General features: G+C 26.5%; 12 protein-coding genes. 1 reads left to right on the top strand and 11 read right to left on the bottom strand.

Features of this window, described 5'->3' with window-relative positions:
- From KYD98_RS10310 to KYD98_RS10260, 11 genes are all read right to left on the bottom strand, one after another.
- On the bottom strand, positions 1 to 366 hold the full coding sequence (locus KYD98_RS10310; RefSeq protein ID WP_219779848.1) for an ArsR/SmtB family transcription factor: 366 nt from the start codon (positions 364 to 366) through the stop codon (positions 1 to 3).
- A 178-nt stretch (positions 367 to 544) separates the two neighbouring features.
- Complete coding sequence (locus tag KYD98_RS10305; RefSeq protein WP_219779946.1) at positions 545 to 1,126, bottom strand: zinc dependent phospholipase C family protein; 582 nt, start codon at positions 1,124 to 1,126, stop codon at positions 545 to 547.
- A 291-nt stretch (positions 1,127 to 1,417) separates the two neighbouring features.
- Positions 1,418 to 2,485, bottom strand: a complete 1,068-nt coding sequence (locus KYD98_RS10300; protein WP_219779847.1) for a mannose-1-phosphate guanylyltransferase — start codon at positions 2,483 to 2,485, stop codon at positions 1,418 to 1,420.
- A gap of 144 nt (positions 2,486 to 2,629) precedes the next feature.
- Positions 2,630 to 3,826: an SEC-C metal-binding domain-containing protein gene (locus tag KYD98_RS10295; RefSeq protein WP_258049755.1), complete on the bottom strand. Its 1,197-nt coding sequence runs from the start codon at positions 3,824 to 3,826 to the stop codon at positions 2,630 to 2,632.
- A gap of 183 nt (positions 3,827 to 4,009) precedes the next feature.
- Positions 4,010 to 4,849 carry a patatin-like phospholipase family protein gene (locus KYD98_RS10290; protein WP_219779845.1) on the bottom strand — a complete coding sequence of 280 codons (840 nt, stop codon included), beginning with the start codon at positions 4,847 to 4,849 and terminating at the stop codon, positions 4,010 to 4,012.
- Positions 4,850 to 5,179: 330 nt separating this feature from the next.
- Positions 5,180 to 6,718, bottom strand: coding sequence for an L-lactate permease (locus tag KYD98_RS10285; protein WP_219779843.1), 1,539 nt, complete (start codon positions 6,716 to 6,718; stop codon positions 5,180 to 5,182).
- Between the two features lie 473 nt (positions 6,719 to 7,191).
- Positions 7,192 to 8,595, bottom strand: coding sequence for an FAD-binding oxidoreductase (locus KYD98_RS10280; RefSeq protein WP_219779841.1), 1,404 nt, complete (start codon positions 8,593 to 8,595; stop codon positions 7,192 to 7,194).
- 4 nt (positions 8,596 to 8,599) lie between these two features.
- Positions 8,600 to 9,790 carry an electron transfer flavoprotein subunit alpha gene (locus KYD98_RS10275; RefSeq protein WP_219779839.1) on the bottom strand — a complete coding sequence of 397 codons (1,191 nt, stop codon included), beginning with the start codon at positions 9,788 to 9,790 and terminating at the stop codon, positions 8,600 to 8,602.
- 118 nt (positions 9,791 to 9,908) lie between these two features.
- Positions 9,909 to 10,697 (bottom strand): electron transfer flavoprotein subunit beta/FixA family protein, encoded by a 789-nt coding sequence (locus tag KYD98_RS10270; RefSeq protein WP_219779837.1) that lies wholly within the window; start codon positions 10,695 to 10,697, stop codon positions 9,909 to 9,911.
- 25 nt (positions 10,698 to 10,722) lie between these two features.
- Positions 10,723 to 12,252: an L-lactate permease gene (locus KYD98_RS10265; RefSeq protein ID WP_219779942.1), complete on the bottom strand. Its 1,530-nt coding sequence runs from the start codon at positions 12,250 to 12,252 to the stop codon at positions 10,723 to 10,725.
- A 323-nt stretch (positions 12,253 to 12,575) separates the two neighbouring features.
- Positions 12,576 to 13,268: a FadR/GntR family transcriptional regulator gene (locus tag KYD98_RS10260; RefSeq protein WP_219779835.1), complete on the bottom strand. Its 693-nt coding sequence runs from the start codon at positions 13,266 to 13,268 to the stop codon at positions 12,576 to 12,578.
- Between the two features lie 588 nt (positions 13,269 to 13,856).
- Here KYD98_RS10260 and KYD98_RS10255 point away from each other — a divergent pair.
- A complete protein-coding gene (locus KYD98_RS10255) occupies positions 13,857 to 16,526 on the top strand; it encodes a cation-translocating P-type ATPase (protein WP_219779833.1) in 2,670 nt (889 codons plus the stop codon).
- Positions 16,527 to 16,895 lie beyond the last annotated feature (369 nt).

Here is a 16,895-nt window from a genome sequence, read left to right as displayed (position 1 = left end):
CTATTCAATAATATGTTTAAATCCTTCATCGAATATGTGTTTTATATGTTCATCATCTAATGAATAGTAAATCACCTTACCATCTCTTCTGAATTTAACTAATCTAGCAGATTTAAGAGTTCTTAATTGATGAGATATTGCTGATTGAGTCATTCCTAAAAGTGCAGCCATATCACAAACGCACATTTCCGATTCAAATAAAGCACATATTATTTTAATTCTTGTAGAATCTCCAAAAACTTTAAATAATTCAGCTAGATCATATAATGTTTCTTCTTTAGGTAATAAATCTTTAACCTTATTTACCGTTTCTTCATGTATAATATTACAATTGCAATTTTCTATTTCAATTTCATTTTTTTTCATAATTACTTCCTCCAAAATATGTTCATATGTTTTATTGTTCATATGTTTAATTATATTATATGTATTTTAGTACACTTTTGCAACTAAAAATAATTTATTTTTTCTTTATTTAGTTAAAACTAAATAGACTATTGCAAACAAATACAATAGTCTATTGTTTATGGCTTTATTAAAAATTCTATACAACTCTTCCTGAAGTACTTTCATTAAAAAGTATATTATTTAAAATCATATTTACTATACTGTCACAAACATAATATGAATAAGTTAAGTCATTTTTATAATCTAAAGATCCTTTATATTGGCTTTGTAAATCTAGAATAAATTGTTTAACATTATCTACATTAACATTTGAAGTTATTATACCAGTCGGTTTAAATTCTTTAGCTATCTTAGCTAAATCTTTTTCATATATCATATGGTTTTTAACTTGAGTAGTATTTTTAAATTCCCATCTATAATAATGAGGAGCACAAAAATAATCACATAAAAAATGACATATTACTCCAAGTTCTTCACTAAACTTTCCAATAGAAATTTTATAATAAATATCCGCTAAAGATAATGACGCTAAGTTTATTATCTTATCAACCATTATATCAATACTTTCATCAAAATAATGTTTCATTAACTTATATTTTGATGCACAATCTGGCTTTATATTCCCCCATATAAACCTATAATCATTAATTAAATAAACACTTTTACTATTGGCATAAGTTAAAATGTTTTGTCCAATGATTTTATGTGTATTAATCATCAACCTAATACCACATCCTCTAAATAAATTTTTTCAATACCCAATAAATTATATTAATAAACAAACCTAAGAATACTATTAATATATTTTTAATTATTCTTATAATAATATTATATTAATATTTTTACAATGGTTTTTTCTATCATTTTCTTCTATATTAATCCAATATATTAATCCAATATATTAATAATAATATATTTTAATTATTGTTTTACAAAATAATTTAGAAATGAACGTAAAAAGTATAAGTTTTAATTTAAAAACTTATACTTTTATAATCATTTTCTGTTTTTACAAAAAATTAATATATTTAACTTCTTTTCCTAATTTATTTAATAAATGTTTTATTTCTTGATCTTTATTTTTATCCATAACTAATATTACATCTCCAGCATCTACTATTACTAAATCTTTGACTCCAAAACCTATTATTAAATTTTTATCTCCAAATATAGAACAATTTTCACAATCTTCTATATAAACATTTTGAGATATACTATTATTTCTATTTTTTCCCAAAAATCTACTTAAAGCATTAAAACTCCCTATATCATCCCAATTAAAATCACATTTTATCACATATGCTTTTCTTGTCCTTTGCATAACTCCAAAATCTATAGAGATTCCATCAATAAGACTATATTCTTGTTTTATTACTACTTCTTCATCATCTTCTCCTACATGTTTATATATTTCCATTAATGATTTATGCATTTTAGGAAGATATTTTTCTATTTCTCTTAGTATTACATCAGCTCTAAAAATAAACATTCCAGAATTCCATAAATAAGTGCCTTTTAATATAAAATCTTTAGCTACTTCTAAATTAGGCTTTTCTGTAAATCTAGCTATTTTATAAGTGGATATATTACCACTAGTCCTATCGCCCATTTCTATATATCCATACCCTGTTTCTGGACGTGTTGGTTCTATGCCTAAAGTTACTATACATCGCCTCTTATTCGCCATATCAACTGCTTGAGATAAAGTATCAATATATTCTTTTTCTCCTTGAATATAATGGTCAGATGGTAAAACTACCATAACTGCATCTGCATCTTGTTTTAATAATTTAACAGCTGAAAGACCTATACATGTAGCAGTTTCTTTATTCTCTGGTTCTATAAAAATATTTTCTTCATTTATTTCCTTAATTTCTTCTTTTATTTTATCTTTATAATCCTTATTAGTTACAACATAAATATTTTCTTTATCTATTAAAGACTTTATTCTATCTACTGTATTTACTAAAAAGCTTTTTTCATTAATAACTTTTAAAAATTGTTTTGGTTGATTGGCTCTTGAGAGAGGATATAATCTACTGCCTTTACCTCCAGCTAAAATCAGCCCGTATATCACGCGTTTTCAACTCCATGTAATGATATTAATTCAATATATGTTTAAATATTAACATTTGTGAAAAAACAACTCTACTAATAAAGCTATATAAAAAATTTTTTTAAAATTTTTTATATAGCTTATATTTCTTATTTATTTAACTTTTTATATTTTTCCACAGCACTTTTTATATTTCTTACCACTGCCACATATACATGGATCATTTCTTCCTACAGTTTTTTCAGATTTTACTGTATTATTTTTACCATTTATCTCATTGATAGTAGCACCTTTATATCTCCATAGTCTAATATTATTAATAAACTTATTAGTTATAACTTCTATATAATTTTTAAGATTATTATTATCTGAATTTATTAAATCTAATAAACCTTTTATAGCTTCATTTGGTTCATTATCTTGAATATCAAATGATAAATCATTCATTATTTGTATTGTCATATCTTTATTAATTTCAAATGTATCTGTAAATTCTTTGAAAAATGTTTTTCCAAACTTAGTTGTATATAACCATTTTTCATCAATACAAGATATTAATTCATCTTTTTTAATTGTAGCATAATCTAAATCATTATTATTTTTCTTTATATCATCAACTAAATCTAACCAATTTTCTATATTATTATTTACAAAAAATGACTTTTCTTCTCTATATTCTTTATAAAAATATTGACCTTCTCTTATTATATTTTCTATTTCAAACCCATCTAAATGCATACAATATTTATTTATTAACTCTTGTATGCATTTAGATTCTATAACACCATATGCTTTATTCATACCTCTATAAAGATTTAATATTTCTCCGTTTAATCTTATTCTATCTTTATATTGTGGAGTATCCATTTGCATTACTAATTTTTGAACTACTTTTGGCATTAAAAATACTGCTTTTTCATCCTTTAACGATGGGAATATTAATCCTTGTTGCATAAAATAAGCAGTTTTACCTAATTCAGATTCATTAATTTGATCAAAAATTTTCATTCCACCATTATTAACATAACTTTTTAAAATCTCATATCTTTCTTCTTCAAAAAAATTAAATTGTCGTTCTATTAATGGCTTATACTCTGTAAGAACTCTTTCAATAAGCTTATCTTTATTCAACGTTGATATCTTACTCATTCCAATATTTCTAGCTACACTATATATTGAATCTTTAGATAAAGAATTTAATTGCTCTTCTATATTAAAAGAATATACGCCTTTAGCAAACATTCTATCCATCTTACTAGCATATTTTTCAAATAAATCTTCAACCATATTTTCATATAAATCTACTGATTCATCTGTTATATTTTCATGTTGTTCTTTATTATCATAATCTTTTTTATTCAAGTAACTATTTCTCCTTTTTTCCTATGTAATTTTATCTACAAATATACATTTTATTATAAAATTTAAAATTTATCTACATAGTTAAATATATAAGTTCCAATAAAATTTGTTGATTAGTATAAATCTTAAAATATTTTATAAATACACTCACTCACTAATATACTTATGAACTTATATAAAATTTTATAGAAAATTAAGTATCTTTTCTTTATTTTTAATTACTTCATTATATCCATTATTATAAATTTCTTTTAACTTAACTTTATTTCTTTCAAAACGCCCTATGTTCATATCAATAGTTGGACGTATTATTACTGCTTTACCATCATTCTCTAATTTTTTACAAGCATCTAATTGATTATTATATTCTATATGCCTATTTTTTAATACGTTTGCTAAGAGCGGATATTTATTTTTATATAATTTATAAGTTAATTTATTAATTTTAGACTCTTTTTTTCTATATCCTTCATTTCTTGTTAGAACTATTATATTCTTATCATTTCCATCACTTAAAGACTTATTTATCGGAATAGCATCTAAAAGTCCACCATCCGCATAATAATTTTTATTTAGTTTTACAAATGGAAATAACAATGGAATTGAACAAGTAGCTCTTAATATTAAATTTTTTTCATCTAAATTTTCTTTATCAAAATATTCAACTTTACCTGTAAAAATATTAAAACTTCCTGCTAATACTTTACCATCAAATTCATTAAATGCTTTGTAATCAAATGGACAATGTTTATTAGGAATTTCATCAAAAACAAAATCCATATCCATTATAGATTTACATTTTAAAATATTTTTATATCCAACATATCTTTGATGATTTATAAATCTCTCCATAACTTCTAAATTTCTTCCTCTTTGTTTTGATGCAAATGAATAACCATTAGTGATTCCTGCTGATACTCCAACTATATATTTTATCTCTAATTTTATATCTATCATCGCATCTAAAGCACCTGCTGTAAAAAGCCCTCTAAAAGCTCCCCCTTCTAATACAAGTCCTGTCATATGTTATATCTCCCTTTAACTTATATGTTATAAAATTTTATTAGTATTTAGTTCATAAAATAATAAATCAAATAAAGGCTCATACTTATTCTATTATTTTTTGAATGCACCTTAATTATATCTTACTCAATTATACGTCAAATTTTATCTTTTTTCTATTTAGGCACATAAAAATAATTAATTAAGAACTACTATAAAATTCTAATATTCAATGACTTATAGATTTATACACAAAAAGATTATCTTAAAATATATAAAATTCTAAGATAATCCCCTATTATTTCAATATTAAGTTTAATATAAATATTAAAACTCATATAATTTAATAATTTATGCAAATATGTATCTTCCTAAAAACACAATTATTCCTCCTACCAAAACATAAATCAAGCATATTTTTACCGTTGAACTAAGGATTTTTCCTTCACTATCAGTTAATCCTGTAGCTGCAGTTGCTACTGCTATACTTTGAGGTGAGATCATCTTCCCACCAGTTGCACCTAATATATTGCTAGCAGCAAGCCAATATGGATTTATTCCTACCGACTTTGCTGCTTCAACTTGAAGTTCTCCAAATAAAATATTAGATGAAGTATCACTCCCTGTTACAAAGGTTCCTAATGCACCTATAATTGGTGATATAAAAGGATAATATGTTCCTGTAGCTAAAACCAATATCTCGGCTATAGATTTAATCATGCCGCTATAACCCATTATTTTAGCTAATGCTATAATAGATATTATAGTAATAGCTGGCTTATACATTTCTTTTATTGTTTCCCAGAAAATTGATGTTATTTTTTTTAAACTGACACCCTGTATAAGACCACTAATATATGATGCTATTATAATTAATGTTCCAGGGTTTATAATCCAATAACAAGTATAAGGCTTTGAATCTATACCTTTATAAATATATATTGAAGTTTTTATATTTGACAAAGGCTTATATATGTGTGGACAAAATGGTGAGAAAATAATTATAAATAAAAATATTAAAATAAATGGACTCCAAGCCAAAATAATTTTCTTAATTGATAACTTTTCATTATTTTGTACAATTTGAATTACATACTTATCATCTTTAGCTTCTTTATAATATTTTTCTGCAATGAATATAGTTAATGCCATTGAAATAGCTCCACCTACAACACCAGGTAACTCCCCTCCAAAATATTTAGCAACTATAATTTGTGGTATAGCAAATCCTAATCCTGATACTAATGTTATTCCAATAACCCCTTTAATAGCTTTTATATTCTTTCCAGTCAACATAATTAAAATAAACGGTATGATAATTATTAATGGTGCTAATTGAATGCTTATAATATAAGATAATTTATGTATATCTAATGATGTTACTTTAGCTAAAGTTGTAACTGGTAAACCTATTGCTCCAAATGCTGTGGAGGTTGTATTAGCTATTAAACAAATAATAGCTGCAAATACTGGTTGAAATCCTAATCCAGCAAGTACGCTTGCTGGTATTGTTACCGCTGTACCCATTCCAGATACAGCTTCAAGAAAACCTCCAAATCCCCAAGCTAATATTAATACCAATATCCTTTTATCATTAGTTACACCTGTCATAATATTCTTTATTGTTTTCATGCTACCTGTATACTCTGATAAATTATATATAAAAACTGCTGCTATAATTATAAGAATTATAGGCCATAATGCTAATGCAAATCCTTCTAACACAGAAGTAATTGCTTCCTTTACATTCATTTTCCAAACAAAAATGGCTAGTAAAAATGTAATTAAAAGTGCTGTGGGACACGCTTTATATCCTGGTATTTTAAATTTTCCTAAAGAAACCATTATCCATAAAATAGGAATGCATGCTATTACAAAATATAAGTACATTAATTACTCCTCCGATTTAATTCCTTAATAACAGTCATTTCTTAAAACTTATTTTTCAAATAAAATCAGTAAATACAATTAAATTTAGTGTACACAAAAAATTTTTTTCTTATACTAAAAAATTACTGTCAATATTTAGATTTTAAAAACATTTTATATTTGTAAAATTCTATAGTTTGTATACAAAACAAAAGTAGCTAAACCACGTTTAAATTGACAGTTGACAATGCACAATTATGGTTGAAAGCCTTTGGCTTTCTTCAAATATATTTTAGAAATATTCTTAAGAAGAGTTCTTCCTTTATTGTCAATTGTCCATCGTCCATTGGCAATTCAAAAACCTCTCCACAAACTTAGATTTTATCAAGGTTTCAAGCTTCTCAAATTCTATACTTTTCTAGACATTAAAAAAAGAGTATCTTAAAATAATTAAAAAAATCATTTTAAGATACTCTTTTATTGTAAATTTAATTTTATTCAAATACTTTTCCAGGGTTTAATAAATTTTTAGGATCAAATGCTAATTTTATTCCCTTCATTACTGAGAATATTTCGCTTGAAAGTGATTGTTCTAAGTATGGCTTTTTAGCAAATCCAATTCCATGTTCTCCAGATACTTGTCCTTTTAATTCTTTTGATCTGTCATACATATCTTTCATAACTAATTCAAGTTTTTCTTTCCATACACTTTCATTTAAATCATCTTTTAAGATATAAATATGCAAGTTTCCGTCTCCAGCATGTCCAAAGCTCTTTATTCTAATATTAAATTTTTTCTCAAGTTCATGAGTAAATTTCACAAATTCACCTATTTTATTTCTAGGTACTACTACATCAACTTCATCCATTTCAGTAGTTAAAGCCTTTATAGCTTCAAGGAAACATCCTCTAGCAGACCATATTGATTCTTGTCTTTCTTCTGTATCAGATATGAATACATCTATAGCACCTGCATCTAAACATATCTTCGCAACATTTTCATAAGCTTTTTCAATCTCTTCTGTAGAGTTTCCATCAAAAGTTAATAATAAATATGCATCTGAAGACTTATCTGGAAAACTTTTACCTAAAAATTCTTCTGCTGCTAATATAGCATCTCTTTGCATAAATTCTATTGCTGTAGGTATTGATTTAGATTTAATTATTTTTGGTACAGTGTCTATAGCATTTTCAAGAGTTGGGAATGGTATAAGTAAACTTAATGCCTTTTTAGGAAGTGGTAATAATCTTAATATAGCTTTTGTTACTATACCTAATGTTCCTTCTGAGCCTACCATTAAATCTTTTAATGAATATCCTGAACTATTCTTAACTACTTTTCCGCCTAATTGTACTACTTCTCCATTTGGAAGTACTACTTCAAGACCTCTAACATAGTCTCTAGTAACACCATACTTAACAGCTCTCATTCCGCCTGCATTAGTACTTATGTTTCCACCTATTGTTGCAGATTTTTCTCCTGGATCTGGTGGGTAAAATAAATCAAATTCTTCAACGTATTTACCTATCTCCATAAGTAATACACCTGGTTCTAATGTAAGAGTAAGATTTTCTTCATCTAACTCTAATATTTTATTCATTCTACAAAGGTCTATAACTATTCCACCTTTAATTGGAACAGCTGCTCCAACAAGTCCTGTACCAGACCCTCTTGGTGTAACTGCTATACTATTTTCATAAGCATATTTCATTACTTTTGAAACTTCTTCTGTACTTATAGGTTGAATTACTATATCAGGCATTTTCTTTATTCCGCCTAATTCATCATGGCTATAATCTTCGTTTATTTCATCCCCAAAGAAAACTCTTTCTTTATCATTTTCTGCAATAGATAATATATATTCATAATCTTTAATTTCAACATCTTTATAAGTCATAGCCTTATGCCTCCTTGCTCATCTTTATTTTTTCTATAATTTGTGGAACTATTTCATAAAGATTTCCTACCACACCGTAATGTGCAACCTTAAATATTGGTGCTTTTTCATCACTATTAATAGCAAAAATATAATCTGAATTATTCATACCTGCTGAAAATTGTACCGCTCCAGAAATTCCGCATGTTATTATTAATCTTGGTCTAACAGTTCTACCACTTAATCCTATTTGTTTTTTAGCATCTACCCAACCTGCTTCAATTAAAGGTCTAGTACATGCAAATTCACCGCCTAACAAATTTGCCAATTCTTTTATCATCTCTAAATCTTTTTCTGATTTAACACCTCTGCCCGCTGCAATAATTATTTCAGCATCACTTATTCCAACTTCTGTATCTTTCGCTTTAACTTCTAATACATTAATGCCAGATTTAAGCTTTTCATCTTTAATATCACATTGAATTATCTCACCACTAATATCATTTGTTCTTTCAGGAGCTGTCATTACTTTATATCTAACAGTTGCAAGTTGTGGTCTAGAATTAGGAGTAACTATTTGAGCCATTATATTTCCACCAAATGCTGGTCTAATTTGTACTAAATCTGTATTTTCTTTTATGTCAAGAATTGTGCAATCTGCTGTAAGACCTGTTCTAAATCTAGCTGCAATTCTAGGCGCAAGTGATCTACCTATAGTTGTTGCTCCAACTAATATTGCTGAAGGTTTTACATTATTAATAAAATCTTCAAATGCCGCAGCATATGGTTCTATTCTAAAGTCTTTTAAGCTTTCTTTATCATATACAAATACTTTATTTACACCATAATGTAATAATTCTTCTGCTTCATCAGTTATTTTATCGCCAATAAATACACAATAAACAGGTTGATTTATTTTTCCTGCTAATTCCCTTGCTTTACCTATCAATTCATAAGTGACTGGATGAATTTTACCATTTACATGATCAACATATACAGCAATTCCCTTCCAAAGACTTTTATCAATTTGTTTAACTTCATCCTCTACATATTCAACTGCACCCTTTGGTCCTTTTTTAACACAAAGTTTGCACATTTTACATGCTCCATTTATTTCAACTTTTCCATTATTTATTTCAAGAGCACCAAATGGGCATATTTTAATTAGCTCTTCTTGATTAGTTATTTTTTCTTGATTTACAACTAACTTTGCCATAACTTCTTCCCCCTTAAAAAAATCCTTTAACCTTTTTAAAATTATTTATACATATCTAAACCAAATATCTATTATCCAAACCTTTTATATTAATAAATTACTCATTTTAAATTAAAACTTATACGAATTTTAATTCTCTTAATTTATTATTTATTTTTTCACTTAACTCATTTGAAGAACCTATCCACATCTCTCTGTCAGTATTAACTTCTGGTGGGAATATCCTTTCAACTTGCGTAGGTGAACCATTTAATCCATATTTCTTTTCGTTTTTATCTTCAAAATTATCTAAATTTATAACTGCAATATCTTTATCCTTTGTTGCAACCTTTTTCTTATAAGATGGTAATCTTGGTTCGAATATTCCTTTATCTACAGTTATTAAGCAAGGATAAGCTATTTCTACAACTTCTAAAGTTTCCGGCATATCCATTTCAACTACAATTGAGTGATCTTTTATTTCTATTATTTTTTCTACATTTGCCACATGAGGAATATTTAAATATTCAGCCATTTCAGGTCCTACTTGAGCAGTATCTCCATCAGTTGTTTGTTTTCCACAAATTATAAGTTCAAAATCTCCCATACTCCTTACACCTTGTGATATTGTATATGAAGTGGCTAAAACATCTGCACCACCAAATCTTCTATCAGATAATAAAGTTCCATCATCTGCTCCCATCATATAAGCTTCTTTAATTACGCTAAGAGCTTGATTAGGTCCCATACTTAATACTTTGACACTTCCACCTTTACTTTCTTTAATTCTAAGTGCTGTTTCAAGTGCATATAAATCATAAGGATTCATTTTTGAATCAATTCCATCTCTTTTTAATACTCCTGTAACTTCATCGACTTCTACTTTAGAAGTTCCTGGTACTTGTTTAATACAAACTAAAATATTCATAAAAATACCTCCTAAAAACTATATTTTAAAATCCAAATATTGGGCCACAGAAAAATACTATTAATCCTGATAACACAATGTAAAATAGACAAACTTTTAAAGTTGAATTTAATATTTTCCCCTCATTTCCAACAAGATTAGTAGCTGCAGTTGCAACTGCTATACTTTGTGGAGAAATCATCTTTCCTGCGGTAGCTCCCATTACATTACCACCTGCAATCCAATATGGATTTGCTCCTATTGCATTTGCAGCTTGTACCTGTAATTCTCCAAATAAAACATTTGCTGACGTATCACTTCCCGTTATAAATGTACCAAGTGCTCCTATTATAGGTGAAATTAGTGGATAAAATCCTCCAGTTACAATAACTAAAACACTCGCTATTGATTTAATCATCCCACTATATCCCATAACTTTTGCTAAAGCTACAATTGAAACTATTGTTATAGCTGATTTAATCATTTGCTTCGTTGTATTTAATAAAATTATTGTAATCTCTTTGAATTTGCACCCTTGTATTAGTCCTCCAATGTAAGTTGCAATTATTATTAATATACCTGGAGTTACAATCCAAGAGAAAATATAAGGCTTTCCTCCTTCTCCACTATAAATTTGCACTAAGGTCTTTATTTGTGATAATGGTTCATATATTCCTTTAAACAAAGGAGAACATATCATTACTAATAAGAATACTAATATAAATGGTAACCAGGCCATAAAGCCTTCTTTAAATGAAACCTTATTTTCTATATTTTCTTCTTGAGTAGGACTATTGTAGAACTTTTTAGCTATAAAAATAGTTACTGCCATTGAAACTACTGAACCTATTACAGCTGGTAATTCGGCTCCTATAAATTTTGCTACAAATACTTGTGGTATTGCAAAAGATAATCCAGAAGCTAATGTAATTCCAAAAACTCCTTTTATAGCTTTTATGCTCCTTCCTGTTAAAGCAACTAATATAAATGGAATAAGTATAATCATTAGTGCCAATTGGATTGTTATTGCATAAGATAATTGATGTATGTCTAATCCTGTTACTTGTGATAAAGTAATTATAGGTAAACCTATAGCTCCAAATGCTGTCGGTGTAGTATTAGCTATTAAACATATGATTGCTGCAAATACTGGTTCAAATCCTAATACTGCTAAAATACTAGCTGGTATTGCAACAGCAGTTCCAAATCCTGCAATTGCTTCTAGAAATCCTCCAAATCCCCATGCTAATATTAAGACCAAAATTCTTTTATCTGTTGTTACCCCTATCATCATCCTTTTTATAATTTCCATACTTCCTGTATGAATTGATAAATTATAAGTAAAAACTGCTGCTATAATTACAAGTATTATTGGCCATATAGCTAGTGCTAAACCTTCTAAACTTGCAGTTAAGGTATCTGTAATATTCATTTTCCAAACGAATATTGCTAGTAATACTGTTATCAAAAAAGCAACCGGGCATGCCTTATGACCTGGTATTTTAAGTTTTCCAAGCGATATCATAAGACAGATAATAGGAATACAAGCTAGAAAAAATAACATGTACACATTTATCCCTCCATTTTGGTAATATATCATACCAATTATAAATTGGTAATACCATTTACAGCTTCATTATAACTCTTAATTTTTACCATGTAAATAATTGTTATTATATTAACAGAAAACATTTACATAATTTTTTATAAATATAATATTACAATATCATACATAATTCTAAGTTTATTCCTATAAATTTCAAACTTAGAATACGTTAAATAATAAAGTTATTTGTATATAAAAATACCTATAAAATTATATTTTTAATTTTATAGGTATACTTTATTGATATTTTATTAACAATATTATATGTCTTCTCCCTTAATTTTTTAATGATTTTAATAGCCATATGCTTTCCATATTAAATCGAAATGTTCATACATAGCTTCAGAAACCTTTTCTTTATCATTAAGTTTTAATGCTTTAACTATATTTTCATGTGTTGACAATAATTTTTCTCTATTCTTTCCTTCATGAAGAATTTGCATTCTTGAGGTTTTTATAAATTCATCCATAAGCTGAGATATCACTTCAAGTATATTAATTAATAAAACATTTCTTGATGCTTTTGCTATTACATAATGAAATTTAATATCTAGTTCAAGACTTTGTTCTTCAGTTAAAGATTCATACATTCTATCTAATATAGCACTTAAATGCTCTATCTCTGCATCTTTTATATTTTCAGCTGCTAATCTTGCACATTCCAATTCTAATGTTTTTCTTAAATCATACATTTCTTCAAGGGAACTTTCTTGAAGCATAAACATAACTGAAAGAGGTTCAAAAAGTGAATTATTAAAATTCGTTCTTATATAATTCCCGGCTCCCTGTCTACTTTCTATAAGTCCTATTACTTCTAATGCCTTTATGGCCTCTCTTACAGATGTACGTGATACTGAAAGTAATTCTGCCATTTCTCTTTCTGATGGAAGTTTATCTCCTTTTTTTATTTCACCACTTTTTATTTTACTTTTTATTTGTTCTATAACCTGATCGTAAACCCTAGGTGTCTTAATTGATGTGAACATAATAATTAATCCCTTCTTTGAAATAATATCTTTAATTACATTATAACTAAAATTTCATATTAATTACTAGTTATTAATATAAATAACTTGTTATTATTAATTTTTACAAGTTCTCTATATTATACATATTTAATATAAATTTAATTGACAAAGTTTTAAATTTAGAATATATTTAATTTAAATAAATTAATATTGAATTAAAAGGGAGTAGTTGAAATATAACATCAACATTCGCGGTTAATATAACCTGGTGTTATAACCTTTTAGGTAACGAGACTTTTAATATAACTTTAAAAAAATTTTTTAAAGTTATATTAAAAGTCTTTTTTGTTGCTTTAGATAACATTTATAAAAAACAAATTTTGTGGACAAATTATATTAAGAATTAATTTAGACATATGTTTTAGAAATTTTCAAATATACTTTTCCAAAAACAATGTATAAAAAAATCTATGACTATAAATTCTGTTTTAATTGTTTTTTATTCTTTAAGCATTTCAAATAAAAAATTGAGCAAAATATAAAATATAATAATATTTATTATATTTTTGGTTAATTGCTAATTAATTTAAAAGGAGATTATATTATATGAAGAAATATTTTTGTAAGAGCTGTGAAGATAGTCTAAAAGATTTTAATGTAACCTTAAATGGACTTACAGATTCTCAAGTCAAAGAGCAATTAAAAAAATACGGTGAAAATATTTTAACTGAAAAAAAGAAAAAAAGTATTTATTCCGTATTTTTAGATCAGTTTAAAGACTTATTAGTAGTTATTTTAATAGCAGCTGCTATTATTTCTATGGCTACTGGAAATATAGAAAGTACCTTAGTAATCTTAGTAGTTATAATTATGAATGCTATTTTAGGTACTGTTCAATATGTAAAAGCTGAACAATCTTTAAATAGCTTAAAAGCACTCTCCTCACCTACAGCTAAAGTAATCAGAAATTCAACTAAAATTGAAGTTCCATCTAAAGATGTAGTTCCTGGAGATATTCTTCTATTAGAAGCCGGTGATCTTATAGTTGCAGATGGTAGAATTTTGGAGAATTTTTCATTAAAAGTTAATGAAAGTTCTCTAACTGGTGAGTCTGAAAGTGTAGATAAACATACTGAAACTATTAATAAAGATGAAGTAGCTTTAGGTGATCAAAAAAATATGGTTTTTTCAAGTTCTTTAGTTACTTATGGTAGAGCTACTATACTTGTAACCAACACAGGAATGAATAGTGAATTAGGTAAAATTGCTACTTTAATGGAAGAAACTCAAGAAAAAAAGACTCCTCTTCAAGTTTCATTAGATGATTTTTCTAAAAAACTGGCTATAGGAGTAATAATAATTTGTGCTGTTGTATTAGGTTTAAATATTTATAGAGGTAATACAATCTTAGATTCTTTAATGTTTGCTGTTGCTCTTGCTGTTGCTGCTATTCCAGAAGCTTTAAGTTCTATTGTAACTATTGTTCTTGCTATAGGAACGCAAAAAATGTCTAAGGAACATGCAATAATAAAAAAACTTAGGGCTGTAGAAGGTCTTGGATGTGTTTCTGTGATTTGTTCTGATAAAACAGGAACTTTAACTCAAAATAAGATGACTGTTAAAAGTATTTTTGTAGATGAAAATTTAATTTTATCTGATAATATTGATTTAACTTCTTCACTAACTAAATTCCTTATAAATAGTTCTGTGTTATGTAATGATTCTACATCTATAGATGGTAATGAATTAGGTGATCCAACTGAAGTTGCTTTAATTAATCTTGCACATAATCATGATATTGATGAAATTTCTTATAGAAATACTTACCCTAGATTAAGTGAAATACCTTTTGACTCAGATAGAAAATTAATGAGTACACTTCATAGCATAGATAATGATTATGTTATGATTACTAAAGGTGCTATCGATGTATTATTAGAAAGAACTTCAAAAATAGAAACTTCTAATGGCATAAGAACATTTACTGATGAAGATAAGAAAAAAATTAATGAAGTAAATCATCAACTTTCTTCTAATGGATTAAGAGTCTTAGCTTTTGGTTATAAAAAATTAAATGCTAAAAAAGATTTATCTTTAGATGACGAAAAAGATTTCACATTTATGGGTTTGATTTCAATGATAGATCCACCTAGAGAAGAATCTAAAGATGCTGTTAGAGATTGTATTAAAGCTTCAATAAAACCTGTAATGATTACAGGTGATCATAAAATTACTGCTTCTGCTATCGCTAAAGAAATAGGTATTTTGAGAGATGGAGATATAGCTGTTGAGGGGCTTGAACTTGATAAAATGTCTGATTCACAATTACTTGAAAAATTAGAAAGTATTTCAGTATACGCTAGAGTATCACCAGAACATAAAATAAGAATAGTCAAAGCATGGCAAAGTAAAAATAAAATTGTTGCTATGACTGGTGATGGTGTAAATGATGCACCTGCATTAAAACAAGCTAATATAGGTATTGCAATGGGTATAACAGGAACTGAAGTTTCAAAAGATGCGGCATCAATGATTTTAACTGATGATAACTTTGCCACAATAGTTAAATCTATAAGTAATGGTAGAAATATTTATTCTAATATTAAAAATTCTATTAGATTTTTACTTTCTGGAAATACTTCAGGAATACTTGCTGTTTTATATTCATCATTAATGGCTTTACCTATACCATTTGCTGCTGTTCATTTATTATTTATAAACTTATTAACAGATAGTTTACCTGCTATTGCTATAGGTATGGAAAAATCGACAAAAGATGTTTTACGTGATAAGCCTAGAGATGTTAATGAATCAATATTAACTAAAAGCTTTATTAAAAGCATATTACTTGAAGGTTTATTAATAGCTATTTTTACTATGGTTTCTTTCCATATTGGGTTATATGATGGTCCCGTTGGAACTGCTAGTACTATGGCCTTTGCTACATTATGCTTGGCAAGATTATTTCATGGATTTAATTGTCGTGGTAAAAAATCTATTTTCTCATTAGGTGTATTTAATAATAAATTTAGTTGGATTGCATTTATAACTGGATTAGTTCTATTAAACGCTGTTTTATTTATTCCAAACTTACAAAATTTATTTGAAGTAACTCCACTTAGTAGCTCAAACGTTATATATATTTATTTATTTGCTTTTGCTCCCACCTTAATAATACAAATATATAAAATTATTAGAGATATAAGCGATAAAAAAAATAATCATAGCTCAACATCTACTGATAGAAATTTAAGTTCAAATAAACATGTTGCTTAATATTAAATAATTATTAAACTAAAACCTTATCTTATAAAAGAAATAGCAAATTACTTTTTATGCACATTCAAAAAATAATAATAAAATATATAAGCATAATAACCTATTATTTTTTAATATTTCTAAAGAGTTAATTAAGAAACTTTTCTTCTTTAACTCTTTTTTTTTATATAGTATACTTAATAAATAATTATTTAAAATTATATGTTTTAAGTAAATAAAAGAAAATAATAACTTAAAATCCTCAACAATACTAACTAAGGCATAACCAAAAAATAACAAGTCCATATGTCTTATTATTTTTAAATATGTCTTAGTTAATTAACATTATTAAATTTATAAATAAATGATTTAACTTTACTAAAGGAG

This window comes from Clostridium weizhouense (assembly GCF_019431045.1).
GTDB lineage: Bacteria > Bacillota > Clostridia > Clostridiales > Clostridiaceae > Clostridium > Clostridium weizhouense.
Note: the sequence above shows the minus strand (reverse complement) of the source record. Positions and strands in the feature narration are given on the sequence as shown.